At 70.8% G+C, this 21361-nt stretch carries 10 protein-coding genes; all 10 read right to left on the bottom strand.

The features are described from left to right. The gene (locus ACZ41I_RS02955; RefSeq protein WP_363215397.1) at window positions 1-852 is read right to left on the bottom strand and encodes an ABC transporter permease; all 852 of its coding nucleotides are present in this window, start codon (window positions 850-852) and stop codon (window positions 1-3) included. Further along, entirely contained in the window at window positions 849-12131 is an 11283-nt protein-coding gene (locus ACZ41I_RS02950) for an amino acid adenylation domain-containing protein (protein ID WP_468513016.1), read from the bottom strand. Before ACZ41I_RS02950 ends, ACZ41I_RS02955 begins: the two co-directional genes overlap by 4 nt. A 95-nt stretch (window positions 12132-12226) precedes the next feature. Next, a complete protein-coding gene (locus tag ACZ41I_RS02945) occupies window positions 12227-12940 on the bottom strand; it encodes a DsbA family protein (protein WP_468513015.1) in 714 nt (237 codons plus the stop codon). Window positions 12941-13009: 69 nt separating this feature from the next. Next, the gene (gene fabG, locus ACZ41I_RS02940) at window positions 13010-13756 is read right to left on the bottom strand and encodes a 3-oxoacyl-[acyl-carrier-protein] reductase (protein WP_363215400.1); all 747 of its coding nucleotides are present in this window, start codon (window positions 13754-13756) and stop codon (window positions 13010-13012) included. Window positions 13757-13861: 105 nt separating this feature from the next. Further along, entirely contained in the window at window positions 13862-14956 is a 1095-nt protein-coding gene (locus ACZ41I_RS02935) for a beta-ketoacyl synthase N-terminal-like domain-containing protein (RefSeq protein WP_363215401.1), read from the bottom strand. Next, the gene (locus ACZ41I_RS02930) at window positions 14956-16191 is read right to left on the bottom strand and encodes a beta-ketoacyl-[acyl-carrier-protein] synthase family protein (protein WP_399773839.1); all 1236 of its coding nucleotides are present in this window, start codon (window positions 16189-16191) and stop codon (window positions 14956-14958) included. Before ACZ41I_RS02930 ends, ACZ41I_RS02935 begins: the two co-directional genes overlap by 1 nt. Before the next feature lie 25 nt (window positions 16192-16216). After that, the gene (locus tag ACZ41I_RS02925) at window positions 16217-16489 is read right to left on the bottom strand and encodes an acyl carrier protein (RefSeq protein WP_363215403.1); all 273 of its coding nucleotides are present in this window, start codon (window positions 16487-16489) and stop codon (window positions 16217-16219) included. A 45-nt stretch (window positions 16490-16534) separates the two neighbouring features. After that, the gene (locus tag ACZ41I_RS02920) at window positions 16535-17509 is read right to left on the bottom strand and encodes a LysR family transcriptional regulator (protein ID WP_468513014.1); all 975 of its coding nucleotides are present in this window, start codon (window positions 17507-17509) and stop codon (window positions 16535-16537) included. A gap of 132 nt (window positions 17510-17641) precedes the next feature. Further along, window positions 17642-18532, bottom strand: a complete 891-nt coding sequence (locus ACZ41I_RS02915; RefSeq protein ID WP_399773845.1) for a TauD/TfdA family dioxygenase — start codon at window positions 18530-18532, stop codon at window positions 17642-17644. A 195-nt stretch (window positions 18533-18727) separates the two neighbouring features. Then, entirely contained in the window at window positions 18728-21298 is a 2571-nt protein-coding gene (locus ACZ41I_RS02910) for a non-ribosomal peptide synthetase (RefSeq protein WP_468513013.1), read from the bottom strand. Window positions 21299-21361: the final 63 nt, after the last annotated feature.

The raw sequence follows: 21361 nt of genomic DNA, 5'->3' as shown, positions 1-21361 counted from the left end.
TCAGGAGCCCGCGGTGCGGTAGCGGCGCAGACTCACGGTGAAGCAGAGCGTGAACAGCACGCCCAGCGTCACCGCGATCACCACTGCGGGGTGCTCGGAAGGGAAGCTGCCGCTGGTCGTGGCCGGGTTCCCCCACAGATCACGGCAGGACGCGATGACGGCACTGATCGGATTCCACTCCGCGACGGGGCGGACCAGAGCCGGCATGGTGTCCGGGGCGAGGAAGGCACTGGACACGAAGGGCAGCACGATGACGATGAAGGGCGTGACCACGCTGATGGTCTCCACGTTGCCGAGCGTCATCGCGAACGCCACACCGAGCCAGAGCATCACATAGGTCAGGAGCACGATCAGCGCGAACCCGGCCAGCACGGGCAGGACTCCGGTGTGCGGCCGCCAGCCGAGCACCAGCCCGGCCGCGGTGACGACGGCCAGCCCGAGCATGCCCACCAGCAGGTCGGCGAGGGTGTGCGCGAAGAGCACGGCGGAGCGGCTGATGGGCAGCGATCGGAACCGGTCGACAAGCCCGCCCTGGAGGTCCATCGCCACCGACACGGCGGTCGGCCCGACGCAGGCGAGCGCCACCTGGACCGCGCCGCCGGCGAAGACGTACTCGCTGTAACTGCCTCCCGCAGGCAACGTGATGGCGTCCCGGAAGAGGTAGCCGACCATCACCATCGACACCAGGGGGCTCATCGCGACCCCGAGCACGCGGCCCGGAGCCCGCCGCAGGTGCAGCAGCCGCCGGCCGGTGACCGCGAACATCTCGGTGAACGCCGACCGCAGACCGCCCGGAGCGCTCGGCGGGCCCTGGCCGAGGCCGGCGGCAGCGGTATTCGTAGCCGTCGTCATCGCCCGTCACGCCCGTCCTGGTCCTGGTGGAGCCGGTCCAGCTCGGCGGCGATCGCCGGGCCGATCTCGGCCAGCGGGCCGGGGTTGAGGAGGTCGTCGTGGTTGCAGTCGATCCTGCGGACGTCGAGCGTGCCGCTGAAGTACGGCCGCCACCGCGGCGCCAGGTCCGGCGCGGCCTCGCCCGAGTCCGACCGCCCGGCGGCGTAGAGCCGCATCACCCCGTCGTAGTCCTGTGGTGTGTAACGGGCGTGCAGGACCTGGTGGTTGGCCATCAGGTCCACCATGCGCGCCATGCGTTCCTCCCCCATCTGGGCCAGCGGGCTGCCGTCGCTGCGCAGCGCCTCGATGACGTCCCCGGCCTCCAGCGGCCGCTCCCCGAATTCCGAACGGTCGTGCCCGATGCCCTCCAGCAGCCAGGCGAGCATGGCCTGTTCGTCCGGCTCCTGCTGTTCGTCCGCCGCTCCGGTGCGCGGGTAGGAGTCGAAGTTGGCCAGGAGGCCGACCTCGTCCCCTGCCGCGCGCAGCTGGACGGCCATCTCGTAGGCCAGCAGGCCACCGAGCGACCAGCCGAGCAGGTGGTAGGGCCCTTCCGGCCGGACCTTCTTGATCAGCCGGATGTACTCGGCCGCGCTCTCCTCGATGCTCGTGGGCAACGGCCCGGCCGCCACCACGTACGGCGCCTGAATGCCGTAGACGGGGTACTCGGCGCCGAGGTACCGGGTGAGCGGCATGTACGACAGGGCGAATCCGACCCCGCTGTGCACACAGAAGACCGGGGGGCGGCTGCCCGTGGGCTTCATGCACAGCATCGTGGCGAACGGGTCGGCGAAGTCCAGGCCGCTCGTCTCGTCGATCGCCTCCGCCATGATCTGCGTGCTCTGCCGGCGGGTGGCGGCTGCGGGCTCCGGCCGCGCGGCCGGGTCCGGCCGGTTCGCCGAGGTGGCCTTGACGGTGCCGGCCAGGGAACGGACCGTCTGGTGCGCAAAGACATCCGCGCCGGTGATCTCAAGGCCGGCCTTGCGGGCCAGCGCCACGAGCCGGAGCGACTTCAGACTGTTCATGCCGGACGTCTCGAAGAAGTTCTCGTCGACACCGATCTCGTCCAGGCCCAGGATGCCGGCGACGATCCCGCGCAGTGTCTCCTCGGCCGCGCTCAGCTCATCGGGTCCTTCGTGCGCCGTCGCCTGCCCGGCGTCGGAAGGGTCCGGTGCCGGTCGCACGTCAAGGGCCAGCAGATTGCCCGACTCATCCCATTTGGCCCGCTCTCCGGTCCGGTAGAGCCGGGAGCCGGCCGGCCCGTACGGGTTGGCGACGAACCGCTCCGCCGTCTGCCGGGGCAGGCCCGCGTAGCCACGCGCCGTCCCGGCTCCGCCGATGTACAACTCGCCCACCAGCCCCGGTGGAACGGGGGCCAGCCACTCGTCCAGGACATAGGCCTCGGTGTTCCACACCCCCTTGCCCGGCGTGTACGTCCTCGGTGTCGCCCAGTCCTGCGGCAGGGGTTCCTCCGCGCTCACTCCGGCGCCGGACAGCAGCGGCCCGAAGAGGCCGGTGCCGGAGGTCTCCTCGCGTTCCAGCGCCCACGCGAGACGGTTGAGCACCGCACGGTGCTCGACGACCGTGCCGCGGGGGCGGCCCGCCGCGTCGTCCTCCCGGATCACATAGGCGGCGTGTCCGGGGCGGAGCGGGGTGCCGCGGTCCGCGTCGGTGATCGGTTCGGTCCGCTCGCCGCGCACCGGTGAGCCGTCGAGCACCACCGCGGTGACGCCGGTGCTCCGCAGCCTGCTCGCCAGCCCGGCAGTCGTCACCACGCACAGCGGAGCGGTGTCGGCGAAGAGCGTCTTGATCCGTCCGATCGGCTCGTCCGCGGCGACCGTCACATAAGCCGTACCGGCCTTGAGGGCCGCGAGCACCGCGACGGTCTGCTCCACGGCACGCGGCACGGCCAGCGCCACGATCCGGTCGGGACCGGCACCGACGGCCAGCAGCCGGCGTGCCAGCTGGTTGGCCCGCGCGTCCAGTTCCGCGTAGGTGAGTGCCCTGGCCCCGGATCCGACGGCCACCGCGTCCGGGGTGCTCGCCACCCGTGCGCCGAAGAGCTCGGGCAGCGTCGTCGCCGGCAGCTCGTGGGCATGGTCGTGCCAGGCGTGCAGCAGCCGCTCGCGCTCATCGCCGGTGAGCAGCTGAAGACCGCTCGGGCGGATGTCGGGGTCGTCCGCCACCGAGCGCAGCACCTGCGTGAAATGCGCTGCGAGCCGTTCCGCGGTGGCCCGGGTGAACAGATCGGTGCTGAAGCTCAGCAGTCCCCGGATACCGCCCCCGCCCGGCCACGGCAGCAGCTCCAGCATCAGGTCGAGCTTGGCCCGGTCGGACCCGGCGTACACGGGCTCGACGGTGAGACCGGGAAGGTCCAGCTCCGCGTTCTCGTGGCTCTGGACGCTCAGCATCACCTGGAACAGCGGGTGCCTGTTCGCCGAGCGGGTCGCCTTGACCGCGTCCACCACCTGGTCGAACGGGACGTCCTGATGGGAGAAGGCTGCCAGGTCGGTCTCCCGGATCCGGTCGAGCAGTTCCCTGAAGCTCGGGTCTCCGCTGGTGTCCGCGCGGAGCACCAGGGAGTTGACGAACATACCGACCAGATCGTTGAGCGCCTCGTCGGTGCGTCCGGCGATCGGGGAACCCAGCGGGATGTCGGTGCCGGCCCCCAGTTTCGTCAGCAGGGTGCACAGCGCTGCCTGGTAGACGATGAACTCGGTGGTTCCGGTCTGCCGGGCCAGCTCGATCAAGGCCGCGTGCAGCCCGGGCTCCAGCTCGAACATCACCATGTCGCCGGAGGACGAGCTCGTCTCGGGGCGCGGGAAGTCGGCCGGCAGGCGGAGTTCCTCGGGAGACCCCGCGAGCACGTCCTGCCAGAAGGCCAGCTGCTCGGCGGCCACGCTGTCCGGCTCGTCCGGCGAACCGAGCAGATCGCGCTGCCAGGCCGCGAAGTCCGCGTACTGCACCGGCAGCGGGTCCCGACGCGCCGTCCGCCCCTCGCAACGGGCCCGGTAGAAGGCCGCCAGGTCGTCCAGCATCGGTGCGATCGACCAGCCGTCGAAGGCGATGTGGTGGAAGACCAGCATCAGCACCCACTCGTCCACGGCGACCGCGTACAGCCGGGCCCTCAGCGGTGGTTCGGTGGTCAGATCGAAGCCCAGGTCGGCCTCGGCGGTCAGGGCGGCCTCCAGCTTCGCCTCCGAGACGGTCCGGGTCCGCAGCACGGGGCCGCCCGTCACCGGGTCGAGCACCTTCAGCGACGGCACACCATCGGTCTCCGGGATGACCGTCCGCAGTACCTCGTGGCGTTCGGCCAGATCCGTCAGCGCCCCCTGCAGGGCGGCTTCGTTCAGACGGCCGGAGAGCCGGAAGGCCATCGGCGTGTTGTACGTGCCGTCGGTGTGTCCCTGGCTCCTGTTGATGAACCACTGCTGCTGCTGCGCGAAGGACAGCGGCAGCGGCGCGTCCTTCGGTGCCGGGGTCAGCGGGGGCCTGGCCCGGCCCGCCGCCTCCACGTGACCGGCCAGGGCGGCCACCGTCCGCGCCTCGAACAGCGCGCGGATCGGCAGTTCGACGCCGAGTGCGCTGCGGACGCGGCTGACGAGCCTGGTCGCGAGGAGCGAGTGGCCGCCGATGTCGAAGAAGTCGTCGTCGACGGAGACCTGGGACGCCCCGAGGATGTCGGCGAACAGACCGCAGAGGATCTCCTCGACCGGGGTGCGCGGCGCCCGGCCGCGGGGACGGTCGTCGAACCCGGGTGCGGGCAGCGCCTTGCGGTCGAGCTTGCCCTGCGCGGTCAGCGGCAGGGCCTCCAGGGCGACGACCGCGGAGGGCACCATGTAGTCGGGCAGCGACCGGGCGAGCTGTGCACGCAGGCCGTCCGCGACGGCGGGCTCGGCGGCCACGACATACGCCACCAGCCGGCGGTCGCCTTCCTCGTCCTCCGACACGATCACCGCGGCCTGCTCGACGCCGGGCTGGGCGAGCAGCGCGGAGGAGATCTCGCCGAGCTCGATGCGGAACCCGCGCAGCTGAACCTGGTCGTCGGCGCGGCCGACGTAGTCGAGCTGGCCGTCCGGCAGCCACCGCACCAGATCACCGGTGCGGTACATCCGGGCACCCGCGGGGCCGAACGGGTCGGCCACGAAGCGCTGGGCGGTGAGCCCGGGGCGGCCCAGGTAGCCGCGGGCCAGACCGCCGCTGACGTACAGCTCCCCGACGACCCCGTGCGGTGCCGGCCGCAGCTGGTGGTCGAGGACGTACACCCGGTGCGCGGCGGTCGGCCGGCCGATCGGCGGCCGGCCGGAGCCCTCCAGCGGACCACCGACGGTCGAGCTCACCACGGCCTCGGTCGGACCGTAGCCGTTGTAGAGCCTGACCTTCGAGGACCAGCGCTGGACGACGTGGGCGGGGACCTCCTCACCGGCCACCGCGAGACGCAGGCCGGCGGGGAGCGTGCTGCCCTCCGGCAGGCCGCCCACCACGGCGGGCGGCAGTCCGGCCAGGTTGACGCGGGCGTTGTTGATCAGGTCGACCAGCGGTTGTCCGGGTGCCCGGCACTCCTCGTCCGCGATCACCAGCGTGCCGCCGTTGAGCAGCGCGAGCATGATCTCCCAGACCGAGGCGTCGAAGCTGATGGAGGCGAACTGCAGCACCCGGGTGTCCTCGTCGAGGCCGAAGCGTTCGACGAGGCTGTCGACCATCGAGAGCAGCCCGGTGTGGGCCACGACGACGCCCTTGGGCCGGCCTGTGGAACCGGAGGTGTAGATCATGTACGCCGCGTTCTCCGGCCGCAGCGGGGCGGTCCGGTCGGCGTCGGTGAGATCGGAACCGGGCAGTGCGGCCAGCCGCTCCGCACGGGCGGGCGCGTCCAGGACCAGTGTCTCGGTCGCCGGCTCGGGCAGCTCCTCCAGTCGTGCCCGGGTGGCCTCATCGGTGAGCAGCAGCGCCGGACGGGCGTCCGCGAGCATGTAGGAGATGCGGTCCACGGGGTACGCGGGGTCCACCGGCAGGTACGCGGCGCCGGCCTTCAGTGCGGCGAGCACCGCCACGACCACCTCGGGCGAGCGCGGCAGCATCAGCGCGACGGTCCGCTCGGGGCCGATGCCGTGCTCGACGAGCAGCCGGGCCAACCGGTTGGCCCGCGCGTTCAGTTCGGCGTAGGTCACCTCTTCGGCACCGGACAGGACGGCCGTCTTGTCCGGCGCCCGGTCCGCGCGTGCCTCGAAGACCCCGGTGGCCGACTCTCCGGACGGTGACCTGACGTCGCCGTTGCCCGACCAGTCCTCGACCAGCCGGCTGTGCTCGTCTCCGCTGAGCGCGTCCAGCCTGCCGAGCAGGACGTCCGGCGCCGCGGCGAGTTGCTCCAGCACGCGGACGAAGCGGTGCAGGATCTCGTCGGCCTCGTCCGGGGTGAAGATGTCGGGCCGGTACTGCGCTTCCAGGCGCATCCGGCTTCCCGGGAACACATTGAGCGCGAAGGGGTATTCGGCGATGACCCGGGCTTCCCAGGCGAGCATGCTGAGGTCGGGGATGTGCTCGCCGATGCGGTCGAGGACACCGGTCGGATAGTTGTGGAAGGACACCACGGTGTCGAAGAGTTCACCGATCCCGGCGCCCTGCTGCACCTCGGCGAGACCCAGGTGGTGGTGGGGTTCCAGGTCGAGCTGGCGCTGCTGGAGCGATGCCAGCATCTCCTCGAAGGGCAGGGAGGGGTCGAGACCGACCCGTACCGGCAGGGTGCTCAGGAAGGAGCCGACCGTCCGCTCGATGCCGGGCACTTCTTCGGCCCGCCCGGAGACCACCGTGCCGAACGTCACGTCCTGCCTGCCGGTCAGCCGGCCGAGGGTGACCGACCAGCAGCCCTGCATGACCGTGCTCATGGTCAGGCCGCGCGTGGTCGCCCAGGCCGTCACCGCCGAGGTCAGCTCCTCGGGCAGCTCCATGTCCACGGACCCGGGCAGCACCGAGGCCCGCGGCCGGTCGACCGGACCGAGCCGGGTCGGCTCGTCGATGCCGGCCAGCTCCTTCTGCCAGGCCTCGCGCGCGGCCGCCTTGTCCTGAGCGGCCGACCACTGCAGATAGCCGCTCAGGGGAACCACCGGCGGCAGTGCCGAGGTGTCGGCGCCATTGGCCCACAGGGTGACGAGTTCCTCGGCGAGGACCGCGGACAGCGACCAGCCGTCCACCAGCATGTGGTGCGCGGTCCACACCACACGGTGCCGGCGTTCGTCGAGCCGGTAGACCGTGAAACGGGTCAGCGGCGCCCGGGTGACGTCGAAACGGTCCAGCCATTCCGCGTCGGTCAGCCGCTGGACCTCGGCGTCCGGATCCGTCCCGGAGAAGTCCGTGAGGTCCACTTCGGTCCAGGCCGGCTCCACGGAACCGGCGACCAGCTGGACCGGGTCACCCGCGTCCCGTTCACGGAAGCAGGCCCGCAGACTCGGGTTGCGGTCGAGCAGCGCCTCGGCGGCGGCGCGCAACGCGGAGCGGTCCAGGGGACCGGCCACATCCATGATCACCTGAAGGGTGTACGCGTCCATGCCCTGGCGGTCGAACTCCGCCTGGAAGAGCAGACCGCGCTGGAGCGGGGAGAGCGGCAGGATGTCGTCGAGCTGCGGGATGTCGCGCTCGTACGCCTCGATCTCCGACTGGGTGAGCGCCACCAGCGGGAAGTCGGAGGGAGTCCGGCCGCCCGTCCCGGGCCGCTCGGCATGCGCAGCCAGCGCCTCCAGTGCACGGAACCAGTCCTCGGCCAGCCGGTGCACCTCTTGTTCGGCCAGCAGTTCGCCCGCCCAGGTCCAGTCGGCGACCAGCACGGGGCCGTCCGCGCGGTCCTCGGTCATCGCGACCAGTTCCAGCGCATGCCGCAGCGGGGTCTCCGGTGCGGCGGTGAGGCCGGAGGCGCCGGCCACCATGGACCAGTCGCCGCTGCCGCTTTCCGTGGCGAACCGGCCCAGGTAGTTGAAGCCGATCCGGGGAGCGGCGCAACGGGCGAGCACCGCAGCGGTCTGCGGGTTGAGGTGGCGCAGCAGGCCGTGGCCGATGCCGTGGTCCGGCAGGGCCCGCAGGCTCTCCTTGACGCGCTTGAGCGCTTCGCCGCACGAGGCCCCGCCGTTCCACACCTCGGCCCAGTCCGGCTCGCCGACGTCGAGGCCGACCGGGTAGACGCTGGTGAACCAGCCGACGGTACGGGACAGATCGAGACCGTCGGCGATCGGCTCGCGGCCGTGCCCCTCCAGCTCCACGAGTGCGCGTGATCCCGCGCCGCGGTGGGCGAGAGCCAGCGCGAAGCCGGTCAGCAGTACTTCGTTGACCTCGGCGTGGAAGGCGGCCGGCACCCGGCCAAGGACCGCGGCCGTCTGTGCGGGGGACAGTTCGAGGCGGAACCGGCCCGCGCTGCCGTGCACGTCCCGGGCCGGGTCGAGGGGGCGGTCGGCGAGTTCGGTCGTCGCCGCGCCCAGCACCTCGTCCCACAGCGGGAGTTCCGCCGTACGACGGGTGGTCCGGGCCTGTTCGGACAGCACCTTCGCCCAGCGCCGGTAGGAGGTGCCGACCGGGCTCAGCGGTGTGCCGTCCCAGGCAGCCCGCAGATCGGGCAGCAGGATCCGCCAGGAGACTCCGTCCACGGCGAGGTGGTGGATCACCAGGAGCAGTCGGGCCGCGCGCTCCTCGCCCTCGTCGAGGAGCACCGCCTGGACCAGCAGGCCGTCCTCGGGGCGGAGCCGCGCCCGGGCCGCCGCGATCTGCTCGTCGAGCAGCGCGTCCTGGTCGGCGCCTGTTCCTTCGGTCTCGATCCTGCTCAGCACCTCGGTGGCGGACACCGCGCCGTGCGGCAGCGTCTCCAGGGACCACAGACCCGGCACCGGGACGGTGAGTTTCGTGCGCAGCGCGTCGTGCCGGTCGAGGACCGCCTGCAGCGCGCGCTGGAGCCGAGCGGGGTCGGCACCTGCGCCCGCGGGCAGCGTGATCGTGACGTACTGGGCGAACTCCCGGACGGCGGTGGGCAGTCCGGCCAAATCGGCACGCAACTGGTCGACGATCGGGGTCAGTTCGAGCTCGCCGATGCCGTCCGTCTCCGCTTCCTCGACTCGGTCCGTGCGCTTCGCCACCGCGGCGATGGCTGCCGGGGTGCGGTACTGGAAGACATCGCGGGAGGTGATGACGAGCCCGGCCCTGCGAGCCTTGCCGACCACCTGTATGGAGCTGATGCTGTCGCCGCCGAGGGCGAAGAAGTTGTCGTCCACGCCGATGCCGGGCACACCGAGGACCTCGGCGAGCACCTGGCAGAGGATCTCCTCCTGTGGGGTCCTCGCCGCGGTACGGCCGGTGGTCGTGACGGCGAACTGCGGTGCGGGCAGGGCCTTGCGGTCCACCTTGCCGTGCGCGGTGAGCGGCATCCGCTCCAGGGGCAGCAGCACCGCGGGGACCATGTGGTCGGGCAGCACCGCGGCGATCCGGTCGCGCAGTGCCTCGGTGTCGACCAGGCCCCGGGCATCGGCCTCTGCCACCACATAGCCGATCAGGCGCTGATGGCCCGCCGGGTCCGCCACGGCAGCGGCAGCAGCGTCCGCGACCCCGGGCAGGTTCCGCAGGACCGACTCGACCTCGCCCAGCTCGATGCGCTGGCCACGGATCTTGACCTGGTGGTCACGGCGGCCGGTGAAGACGAGTTGCCCGTCGGCGAGCAGCACCACCTGGTCTCCGGTGCGGTACATCCGGGTGCCGTCGTCCGCGAACGGGTCGGACACGAAGGTGCCGGCGGTGCGGGCCGGGTCACCCAGGTAGCCGCGGCCGACACCGGCGCCGGCCACGTACAGCTCACCCGGCACACCGCGAGGGACCGGTCGCAGGTCGTCGCCGAGAACGTAGAGCCGGGTGTCGCGCAGCGGCCGGCCGATCGGCATGGAGGCGCCGGACATCTCGTCCGCCGAACGCGCGTATCCGTGCGTGACATCGTCCGAGCACTCCGTGGGGCCGTACACGTTCGCCAGGGGGACGGCGGGATGACGCGCGAACCAGCGAGCGCACAACTCCGTCGGCAGCGCCTCACCGTTGGAGATCAGCCAGCGCAGCGCGGGGAGGGAGGGCGCGCCACCCGTGCTGTCCCACACGTCCAGCGTCGCCCGCAGCAGCGAGGGCACCACTTCGAGCACGGTGAGGCGCTCGGTCGCGATGATGCCGAACAGCGCCTGCGGGTCCGCCGCGTCCGCACGGGAGACGGCACGGACCCGGCCGCCGACCAGGAGCGTGGCGAGGGACTGCCAGACGGACACGTCGAAGGTGACGGGCGCGTTGTGGACGAGCGCGTCGGAGCGGTCCAGGGAGAGTTCCTCCACCTTGGCGAGCAGGTGGTTGACGAGTCCGCCGCGCTGCACCATCGCGCCCTTGGGCCTGCCGGTGGAGCCCGATGTGTAGATGACGTACGCCAGGTCGAGGGGACCGCCGGTGACGGGTGCCAGGGCCTCGGCCCCGTCCTGCGATCCGTCCAGCACCAGGACGGGGATCCCGTCCTCGGTCCCGCGTCCGGCCGCCACCTGTTCGGCGAGGGCACGGTGTGCGCTGTCGGTGACGACCTGGACTGCTCCGCTGTCCTTCAGGAGCTCCGTCAGCCGGGCCAGCGGTGCGCGCGGGTCCAGTGGCAGGAAGGCTCCTCCGGCGCCGAGCACGGCGAGCTCCGCGGTGACGAAGTCCCGTCCGGGGTCCGTCAGTACGGCCACCGGTCCGCCTGCCGTCAGCTGCCGGGAGGCGGCGCTGGCCCGGCCGACGAGCTCGGCGTAGGTCAGGCTTCCGCGGTCGTCGGTGACCGCCGTCGCGTCGGGCCGCTCGGCGGCGTTCACCCGCACCCTCTCCACGACGCCCTGGTAGGGCTCCTGGCTGCGCGGGCCGGTCAGCGCGGTGGCCAGTTCCTCCGCCTCGCCGGGGGACAGCACGTCGAGAGCGGTCAGCGGAGCGTCCGCGTCGGCGGTCAGGAAGCGGTCGAGGAAGGCGATGAACCGGGCCAGGTGACCGCGTACGTCGTCAGGGGTGTAGCGGGCCTCGTTGCCGCTGAGGTCGATGCCGATCCCGGCGTCTCCCTTGTCCGCGACGGTGAGTTCGAGGTCGTCGACGAGGCCGGTGGAGGGGCTGTGGATGGTGGCCGCGCAGGGGCCGATGCTCAGCGCCTCGACCTGCGGCATCATGTTGATGAAGGGGCCGAACGGCCTGCGGTCGTCGCTCGGCAGTCCCATCGCGCGACGGATCCGGCTCACCCGGTACCGCTGGTGCTTGAGTCCCTGGGAGAACGCCCGGTACGTCGTGGCGAGCAGGCCGTCGCGGGTCGTCGCGGGCTCCAGGGTGAGCCGCAGCGGCAGGTAGTTGACCACCATGCCGGGGATCTGCTGCATGGTGCCGCCCACCCGGCCCGTGACGGGCAGGGAGAGCAGCACATCGTGCGTGCCGGTCAGGCGCCCGGTGTACGAGCCGAGGGCCGCGACCAGAACGGTCTGCCAGGTGACCCGGGACTCCCAGGCCACGGCGCGCAGCCGCTCCGCCGTCGGTTCGGGCAGTACGGCCGCCTCGCGCAGGAAGGTCTGCGCCGGTTCCGCATCGCGGGTGGCGAGGCTGATCGGCTCGGGGCGGTCGGCGAGCGTCTTCTCCCAGTAGTCACGGTCGCGTTCGCTGCGCGGCGAGCCGGCGTAGGCCGCCTCGGCCTCGATCAGCGTGCGCAGCGGCGGGAAGCGTCCCTCGTCGAGCGAGGTGCCGGCGAGCATCGCCTCGTAGATCGCGGAGAGCCGCTGCCAGTAGATGACATAGCTGAACCCGTCGGAGACGAGGTGGTGGTTGAGAAGGCAGAAGAAGGTGCGGTCCTCGGCGAGGGTGAAGACACTCATCCGGAACAGCGGCACATGAGGCTCGGCCGCCAGCGGCAGGGGGACACGCAGATCGTCCTGGATCGCCGCGTGTGCCGCCGCGGCCGGGTCCTCGGCCGTGCTGACGTCCGTGACGGTCAGCGGGAGCTCGGCCGGCGGCTCGATGAACTGCCAGGGTTCGCCGTCCACTTCGGCGAACCGGGCGCGCAGGCACTCCGACTCCTCCGCCAGGCGCGCGAGCGCGGCCCGGAAGACGTCCTGGTCCAGTGGTCCGCGGATGTCCCAGTAGATCGCGGTGTTGTACGTGGCCCCGCCGCCCGAGAGCTTCTCGTCGAACCAGATGTCCTTCTGGCCGGCAGTCAGGGGCAGGCCGCCCGTCTGATCATGAGTCATAGCAATCCCCTAGCGAAGGTCACCTGGTGCGCACGGTCGATCATTCGAGAAGGCGCTGACAGTGGGCTGACTTGTGTCGTCGCCGGCCGGAGCGGTCAGCCGCAGCCGCCCGCGTGCGCGTCCTCGACCGACCGGCCGAGGGCCACCGCACTGGCGGGTTCCGGGACGGCGGAGTCCGGGACGGCCCTGGACCGCAGATGCTCGACGAAGGCGTCGAGCCGGTCGATCCCCCAGAACCGGGTGTATCCGTGCACGAAGAACGGCACGCCGAACACACCGTCGTTGCAGACTTCCATCAGGATCCGGACCCCCTCGGCACGCAGCTGGGGATCGTCGCTCGCATCGGCGATCAGCCGCTGGTCGATACCGAGGCGGGAACCGATGTCCGCGATGGTCGCGCGGTCGCAGATGTCGCGCCCCTCGCCGAACCGGGCCTGGTACACGGCCTCGATGTACGCATGCCCGAGTCCCCGGTCGCGGGCGACCAGGTAGCCGAGGTGCGGCACCTCCCACACCGGGTCGCGATCGACCGGCCAGGTCACCTTCAGGCCCCTGGCCCTGGTGAGCCGCCCGACGTCTTGCAGGACGTACCGGTTCTTCTCGCGGGACATCTCCGAGTAGGGGAAACTGCCGCCCTGCTCGGCGAGTCGCCGGGCGCTGTGCGGATCCGGCTCGAAGAACGGGAGCCACTCCAACCGGTCGACGAGATCCGCGTGCCGGCTCGTCATCTCGCGGTGGGCGAGCCAGGAGTACGGGCTGCGCAGGTTGAAATAGAACCGAGGCGTCTTGTTCTTGGCTGCTGAGGCCATGGCGAATTCACTCCTGGTCGTGGGATGGGGAACGTGCAGGCCGGAAGCCGGGCCTCAAGAGCCGTGCGCTCAGACGACGAGGCCACCGTCGATTCCGAACACCTGCCCGGTGATGTACGAGGCGCGGTCGGACGCCAGGAAGGTCACCAGCTCGGCCACCTCCTCGGGACGGCCGAGACGCCCGAGCGGAATGCGTTCCGTCATCCTGCGCATGTGTTCTTCGCTGAGTTCGGAGAGCATGTCGGTGGCGATGTAGCCCGGCGCGACGGCGTTGGCACGGATGCCGTAGCGTCCGGACTCCTTGGCCAGCGCCTTGGTGAAACCGATGATCCCGGCCTTGGTCGCCGAGTAGTTGGCCTGCGTGGCATTCCCGTACACGCCCGCGACCGAGGACAGTGTGATCACCGAGCCGGCCCGGCGCTTCATCATCGCGAAGACGGCCGCCTTGCACAGGTTGTACGTGCCGTCGAGGTTGACCCGCAGTACGGCGTCCCAGTCCGCTTCCGCCATCATCACCAGCGGGTTGTCGCGCACGATGCCCGCGCAGGAGACCACGGCGTGCAGCGGACCGAGCGCCTTCTCACTGGCGCCGACGAAGGCGCGTACGTCGTCGTGGCTGCTCACGTCCACCTGTGCCGGGAACACACGGGCCCCTGCGGCGGTCGCCTCGGCGGCCACGGCATCGGCGGCCTCCTTGTTCGCCTGGTAACAGAAGGCCACGTCGTAGCCCTCCGCGGCGAGCCGGGTCACCACATGACGCCCGATGCCTCGGGAACCGCCGGTGACCAGCGCGACGCGTCGTTCAGTTGCGGACATACGTGTTTCCTCTCCATGGGTACGGCTCGTGGGATGCCGGCGCGCAGCACGCCGGAGCCGGTCCGAGGGGAGGCCTGCCTGCCGCCTCCCCTCCACATCGGTCCCTCAGCCGCGCTCCGCGCCGCCGAGCACCGCGCAGCCGACGGTGCCGTCCCGGTCGATTCCGGTGACGAGGGCCGCTTCACCGGTACCGAGCCCGGAGGCGCCGGCGGTGGCGAGCACCGCGGCCAGCTGCAGGCTGGTCGAGGCGGCGGAGGTGTCCCCGAGCAGCGGCCGGCAGCGGACCCACTCCGGTTTCACCGCACCGAGCGCATCATTGATCGCCGCCTCCTCCGCAAGGGCGAGTTCACCGCCCGCACCGAGCGGCGCGACCAGCCGGATGTCCTCGGGAGCCACGGCGGCCCGCGCCAGCGCGTCCCGTACGCAGTCGGCCAGCGCCTTTCCGGCATCGGCGCGTTCGCCGTACGCCCGGAAACGTGTCGCCAGCACCCGGGCGAGCGGCACACGGCCCGCGCCACGCGCATCTGCCGCCGTCTCCATCAGGAAGACGGCGCCGCCCTCGCCGAGCGGGGTCGAGCGCTCCTCGGCCGCGCGGCCGTGCCACTCCAGCCAGGCGCGCTGGGCGGAGTATTCCTCGGCCGCGCCGCACAGTACCCGCGTGCAGTGGTTGCCGCGGTGCAGCCGTACCGCGTAGCTCAGGGCCAGCAGCCCCGTCAGCCAGCCGCCCGCGACGGTGGTGTTGGGGCCCTTGATGCCATGCCAGATGGCGCTCTGGCCGGCTGCCCGGTTCATCACGGTGTTCGGGAAGCGAGCCGGGTCGACATGGTAGGGACGCTCGCCGGCCAGGGAGTCCCGGGTGAAGTCCATGATGCTCTGGACGCTGCCCGAGCCGGTGCCGAGCACCAGGCCGATCTGCTCGGGCCGCTCGGTGAGTTCGGCACCGCAGGACGCGAGGAGACGGCCGACCGCGGTGACGGCGATCGCGGTCACCCGGTCCATGGTGCGGGTGCCCTTCTTGCCCACGTACTCCGCCGCGGTGAAGCCGGGCACCAGACCGCACCGGTCGAACGGGCCGGGCCAGGCGTCGCGGTCGAGCGCATCGACGGCGCTGCGCCCGGCGCCGATGCCTTCGGTGAAGGGATCGCTGCCCACGCCGTAGGGAGAAACGGCCGACCAGGCGGAGAGAACCAGTTCGGACATCACACAGCCTCCCGGTACCGGCCGAGGATGAGCACGGCGTTGTTGCCCGCGAAGGCGAGCGCGTTGTTCTGGACCACGTTCAGTTCCGCGGCCCGCGCCTCGTTGGGTACGCAGTCCAGGCCGCACTCCGGGTCGGTCTCCCGGTGATTGATCGTGGGCGGAATGAAGCCCTCGGTGAGGGCGAGCGCGCAGGCGGCCGAGGCGAGCGCACTCGCGGCGCCCATGGAATGGCCGATCATGGACTTGATGGAGATCGTGGGCGGGGGCGTGGTGAAGACCTGCCGGATGGCCCCTGCCTCGGTGACGTCGTTGGCGCGGGTGCCGGTACCGTGCGCGGAGATGAAGTCGATGTCCTGGGGCTTCACCCCGGCGTTGCGGTGCGCGACCTCCATGCACCGGGCCAGGCTGTCCTGGTCGGGTGCGACGGGGTGGTGCGCATCGCAGTTGAGCCCGTAGCCGAGGACCTCGGCGTAGATCCGGGCGTCCCGCGCCAGCGCCGAATCCAGGCTCTCCATCAGCAGGATCCCGGCGCCCTCACCGGTCAGGATGCCCTTGCGGTCCTTGTCGAAGGGCTGGCAGACCTCGGGGGCGATCGTGCCGAGCCGGTAGAACCCGGTGAAGGTCTTGCGGCACACGGCGTCGGCACCGCCGCACAGCGCCACGTCGACGTCGCCTTCACGGATCGCGTCGTAACCGCTGCCGATGGCGTAGTTGCCGGCCGCGCATGCGGTGGGGATGGTGAGCGCCTCGACGTCCGTCAGGCCGAGCTCGCGGACGATGCCGCTGGACAGTCCCCCGGCCTGCGCCCTGCGTACGACGGTGGCCGGCAGGTGTTCGGGGCCGTCCTCCAGCTGGATTCCGACGAGCGTGTCGAGGTCCCGGGATTCCGCGTCGGTGGTACCGACAGAGACCAGCGACCTGCGCCGCCTGAATTCCTCCAGGTCCATGCCCGAGTCCTCGACCGCCATCCGAGCCGCGGCGACGGAGAACTGGGAGGCCCGGCCGAGCTCTTCGGGATCGACGCGGTGGATCCACTGCGCCGGGTCGAAGTCGGTCACCTCGCATCCGTTGGCGTGCGCGAAACCCGTGGTGTCGAAGGCCGTGATCGGCTTGACCCCACTGCGTCCGGACCGCAGCCCGGCCAGGAAGTCCGTGACACCGAGCCCGATGCTGGTGACCGTACCGAGCCCGGTGATCACTACGCGGCGAGACCGCTGGTCGCTGTCGTACACCATGTGCTCCAGTCGTCCGGGCCGATACCTACTGGGACGCCTTCGCCGTCAGGGCTTCGCCCACGACAGCGACGACGCTGTCCAGATTGACCATGCGGGCCAGTTCGGCCTGGTCGATATCGATCCCGAACTCTCGCTCCAGCTGCGAGAGAATCTCGATGGCGCCCATCGAGTCGGCCTCGTGGTCCTCCTTGAAGCGGCTGGTGCCGGTCATGTCGTCCGGTTCGATCTCAAGGATGTCGCAGATGATTCCCTTGATCGTGGCGCGGCTGTCGGCGTCCACCTGGTTCGCTGTAGTCATGACGACGATGCTGGCGGACTGCCCTGACAGCGAACTGACAGATCCTCATGCGGCGGGTGACGGCAACGGCAGAAAGCGTCCCGGCTCGTTTACAACGGGATATTCTTTGATCCAACGCCAGTATCCGGAGAGGGTTCTGACGTATTTGTAGTGGTACCGCCGCACCGCTTCCACCAGTCGGTGCAGGGTGTCCTTGGCAAGCGCACCCCGGCGCCACACGAGCATCATCTCTATGCTGTGCGGCTCACGGATGGGTACCAATTTCACCTCGCGTGTGGCACCGGTGGGAGGCGTCAGAGCGACGGCGTTCGCGTCCTTGACCCAGCTCATCGCTTCCTGATAACCATCGACATAATGGAGCGCCTTGAGATCCCCCTGGCCCAACTGAGCCAGCACATGCCGCTCCACCTCGTGGAACCAGTGGTTCCCCGAATAACGGACCCAGTCGAGATCGGCCAATTGGGCCGTTTCCACGAACGGTCGACCGGCCAGCGAGTGCCGCATCGACACCGCGAGCAAAATCGGTTCCTGCACAATGACGGTGGAGTCCAGTTCCGGCTGCTGGACCAGTTCCGGCGTGACCGTCTTCGAGCACGCGATCATCGCAACGGTGAGTGACCCGCGGCGTATCGCTTCCACGGCGGCGGCAGGCGCAAGGGTCTCGGTCTCCACGTCCGCCGACGGTACGGCGTCCCGGATCGCTCCGAGCAGGGTCGGCGGAGTCCATTCGGTGTTCCCGAAACGCAACGTGCTCTCGGCGTATGTGGCGGCCGCCCCCCTCACCTCGTCCGCCTGCTCGACGAGCCGCGTCATCATGGGAATCAGGACGTTGCCCAGAGAGGTCGGAACGACGCCGGCCCTTGAACGGACGAAGAGGTCGCCGCCGAGCATCTTCTCGATCCGCCGTAACTGGGTGGTGAGGCTGGGCTGTGGAAGATTCAACCATCCAGCAGCCCGGGATATACTGCCGGTTTCGGCGATTGTGGACACGATCCGGGCGTGCCTCAGTTCGAGTTCCATACCCCTGTTATCTCATGACTTGATCGATGCCGCAGGCACAGAGATACAAGTCGGGAAACGATGAGCGGAGGAAGTCGTACCGCTTGTCTGAAATCCAGACATGGGGCGGCTGAATATGAACGCCGCTCTCGATCACGCAGTCGACTCGACCAACCGCACCGGCTCACCGAACAAGGCGGCCATGTGACGCTCGCCCTCATAGGCGTCGCGGCCGTGCGCCATCCGCAGGTTGTCGAGCATCAGCAGGTCTCCGTCCTGCCACGGTTCCTTCATACAGGCGATCCGGTAGACCTCGTTGATGGTGTCGACCACCTCGACGGGGATGCTCCCTCCCTCTCCGTACGTCGTCCGGAACGGCAGGCCCTCCACTCCGTAGATCTCCTCCAGGTGCTCCCGGACGACCGGGTCGAGAGCCGACTCGTGCAGGAAGGCCGCCTGGTTGAACCAGACTCGCCGTCCGGTCACGGGATGGCGGAGGATCGCCGCGCGACGCTGGCGGGTCCGCAGGCCACCGCCCTCGGTCCAGGTGTGGTCGATGGCGTTGCCGGCGCAGTAGCCCGACACCGCCTCCCTGTCGTCGGTACCGAAGGCTTCGTTCCAGGTATGGCCGAACTCCAGGTAGTGACGGGCCAGTTGCCAGCCCTCGCGCTCGAAGCGCGCGACCAGGGCGTCCGGCAGGAGCTCCAGGACGCGTTCCCCGTCGGCCACGGACCATCCGCCGCCCTGCTTCGGTGCGACGAGGCAGCCGAACAGGGCGATCGAGGGCACCACGGCGGCGTAGCTCAGTTCATGGTGCATGCAGAGCTGGTCCTCGGACGGCCACTCCGATGCGGAGTAGACGAAGTCGGGGTGGGCGACCCTGCTGGTGAACCCCTCGCGCTCGGCCACACCCGTCACGCCGATCGCTCGCGCCGCCGCGGCCAGATCGGCCGGCGATGCCATGTCCAGGCCACGTATCAGGAGTGCCCCGTGCCGGGCGACCAGGGCCCGGATCTCGGCCCCCGGCAGATCCGAGGCAGCCATGAATCCCAGGTCCTCAAGGCCGGGCAGCCGGAGCGTCGGTATGCGCCCCTCTGCCAGCGTAAGGTGCCATCCCTCCGGACCGGCCTCGACGGCTGCCGGTCCGCTGGTGATTGTCATCCCGATGCCTCCAGTGATGTACGGGCCGGCCGCGGCGACGACGAGCCGGACGCGGGGCGTCCGGCTCGACCGCCGAGGTCAGGCCATCTGATGTGTTCTGAGATCCAGCAGGTTCGCGGCCTCGCTGAGGACCGGGGCCTTGGCCAGCTCCGCCGCACTCACCGTGTTGTCCAGAGCGATCACCACCCGCAGCAGGGCGAGCGAGGTCCCCCCGGCCTCGAAGAAGTGCGTCGCGCGGCCGATGCTCCCGACGGGAACCTTGAGGGCCTTGGCCCACAGTTCGGCGAGCCGGTGCTCGGTGGGAGTGCGCAAGGGTTCCAGCGGTCCGCCGGCCGTCTCGTCCGCCGGGTCGGAACCGGCGTCGGCCTGCAGGGTGAGCAGCTTGCGGTCGACCTTGCCGTTGGGTGTGAGCGGCAGCGTCTCCAACCGGTCGAACCGGCTCGGCAGCATGTAGGCCGGCAGGGAACGGGCGAGGACCGCGCGCACCTCCTCGGGCGAGATGCCCTCCGCCGCCGCGTAGAAGGCGATCAGGCGCTGGGCGCCGTGGCTGCCCGCGACCACGACGGCGGCATCGCGGACGCCGTCGACCCGCAGCAGCTGGTTCTCCACCTCGCCGATCTCGATCCGGAACCCCCGGATCTTCACCTGCGCGTCACGGCGGCCGAGGAACTCCAGGCGGCCGTCGGGCAGCCACCTCCCGAAGTCACCCGAGCGGTAACGGCGCCCGCCGGGGCGGTGCGGATCGGGAAGGTAGGCGGCCCGCGTGCGCTCCTCGTCGTTGATGTAGCCCCGGCCGACGCAGACCCCGGAGAAGACCAGCTCTCCCGGCGACCCCAGGGGCACCGGCCTCAGCCTCTCGTCGACCACCGTCACGCGCACATTCCGCACCGGCCGGCCGAGCGGCACGGAGGCTCCGGCCGGGGGACGGTGCAGCACTTCGTGATTGGTGTCGTCCGACGTCTCGGTCAGACCGTAGGCGTTGACCAGGGTGACGTCGGGCAGCGTGTCGAACCACCGCTGCGTCAACTCCTTCTTGAGCGCCTCACCGGTCACCGAGACGCAGCGAAGGCTGGGCAGCGGCCGCGGCCGGCGGCGCAGGTGATCGAGGACCACCTCGACGTACGAGGGCACGAGTTGGGCCACTTCCACGTCGTTCTCGGCGATCAGCGTCACGAAGCGCGCGACGTCGAGGACGTCCCGCTGCCCGACGATGAGCGTACGGCCCCCCACGGCGAGAGCCGCGACGAGTTGCCACAAGGAGATGTCGAAGCACTGCGGGGCGGTCTGCGCCACCACGGTGCCGGCCTCGACCCCGAGGTCCTCGATCTTGGCCAGAAGGTGGTTGAGGAAGCCCTCGTGCTCGCACATCGCGCCCTTGGGCCGCCCCGTCGAACCGGAGGTGAAGTAGATGTAGGCGAGCTGGTCGGCGGCCACCGGCAGGGCCAGGTCCGCACCGGACTCCGGGCCCGTGTCCTGACCGATCAGGTCGGCGAGTACCTCTGACCGGACGTCTCCCAGCTGGGAAAGGGCCACGTCCAGGCCCGGACTCACCCCCTTCTGGGTCAGCACCTGGCGGCAGCCGCTGCGCGAGACCATGTCGGTGATCCGGTCGGCCGGGAACTGCGGCTCCACGGGGAGATAGACGCCGCCGGCCTTGAAGACCGCGAGCACCGCGGTCAGCCACTCCAGGTCGCGTTCGGTCACGACCGCGACCACGTCCTCGTCACGCAGGCCGTTGCTGCGCAGCATGCGGGCGACCCGGTTGGCCCGCCGGTTCAGTTCCCCGTAGGTCCAGGACCGGCCCTCGTGCACGGCTGCCACCGCGTCGGGGCGCACCCGCGCCTGCTCCTCGAAGAGTTCGTGGAACCGCAGGTCGGGCAGCGCGCGCCGGGGGCCTGCCAGGCCCTCCCGCTGGAAGGCCTCCTCGGTCTCCGGAACGGGGTGCCACAGATGCTGAGCCGTCTCCGGCCCGGTGCCGAGCGCTTCCAGGGCCGAGAGCAGATAGCCGGCGATCCGGCCTGCCGCGTCGGCGTCCAACGCCTGAACACGGTGATTCAGTGACAGTTCGAGCCGGTCGCTTCGCAGCACCAGGCTCACGGCGAGGACCGTGTCGCTGTCGAGGTCCCCCGCGTCGACCGCGCGACCGGCCACCACGACGGTGTCGAACAGCGCTCCGGCACGGCGCAGTTCGGCCCGTATCCGGTTCAGCGACACCGTCTGGTGCTCTTCGGCGGCGGCTCGCACGACAGCGGCTTCGGCGAGGAGTTCCCGCCAAGGCCCCTGCCCCACGTGGACGGGACAGGGCAGCGGCTCGGCGGCCGTGTCCGCGGTGCCCTCCGGCAGGTATCCCATGACCACCGTCGGATCTCCGGTGACGGAAGCGAACACCCGGGCACAGGCGGCGATCAGCAGCGCGTCCAGGGGGACACCGGTACGACGGGCGAGTTCGAGCAGGGCAGCCGTCGTGCTGGGCGGCAGCAGGGTACGGCGTTGCCCGATCCGGTTCTGCGGACGTTCGTCGGCGCACCACTGCGGCAGGGGGGTGAAGTGGTTCCCGTCGAGAACTGCACGCCAGAACGCCTGTGCCTGCTCCTCGGAAGCCGCCGACCGCACTGACTGGTCCGCGGGTCCGTCCTGCCTGTCCGTCACGAGCCTTGCCCTCCTGGTGGGAGTCCGGCTCCGCCGGACATGAGTGGATGCCCGGCCGAGCCG

The organism is Streptomyces sp. NPDC030799 (assembly GCF_055572255.1).
Note: the sequence above shows the minus strand (reverse complement) of the source record. Positions and strands in the feature narration are given on the sequence as shown.

Excerpts from the sequence above, each read along its gene's own strand:
- ACZ41I_RS02945 (WP_468513015.1), bottom strand. The coding sequence starts at position 12,940 with ATGGCCTCAGCAGCCAAGAACAAGACGCCTCGGTTCTATTTCAACCTG.
- ACZ41I_RS02935 (WP_363215401.1), bottom strand. The coding sequence starts at position 14,956 with ATGTCCGAACTGGTTCTCTCCGCCTGGTCGGCCGTTTCTCCCTACGGC.
- ACZ41I_RS02920 (WP_468513014.1), bottom strand. The coding sequence starts at position 17,509 with ATGGAACTCGAACTGAGGCACGCCCGGATCGTGTCCACAATCGCCGAA.
- ACZ41I_RS02925 (WP_363215403.1), bottom strand. The coding sequence starts at position 16,489 with ATGACTACAGCGAACCAGGTGGACGCCGACAGCCGCGCCACGATCAAG.
- ACZ41I_RS02950 (WP_468513016.1), bottom strand. The coding sequence starts at position 12,131 with ATGACTCATGATCAGACGGGCGGCCTGCCCCTGACTGCCGGCCAGAAG.
- ACZ41I_RS02955 (WP_363215397.1), bottom strand. The coding sequence starts at position 852 with ATGACGACGGCTACGAATACCGCTGCCGCCGGCCTCGGCCAGGGCCCG.
- ACZ41I_RS02930 (WP_399773839.1), bottom strand. The coding sequence starts at position 16,191 with ATGGTGTACGACAGCGACCAGCGGTCTCGCCGCGTAGTGATCACCGGG.
- ACZ41I_RS02915 (WP_399773845.1), bottom strand. The coding sequence starts at position 18,532 with ATGGCTGCCTCGGATCTGCCGGGGGCCGAGATCCGGGCCCTGGTCGCC.
- fabG (WP_363215400.1), bottom strand. The coding sequence starts at position 13,756 with ATGTCCGCAACTGAACGACGCGTCGCGCTGGTCACCGGCGGTTCCCGA.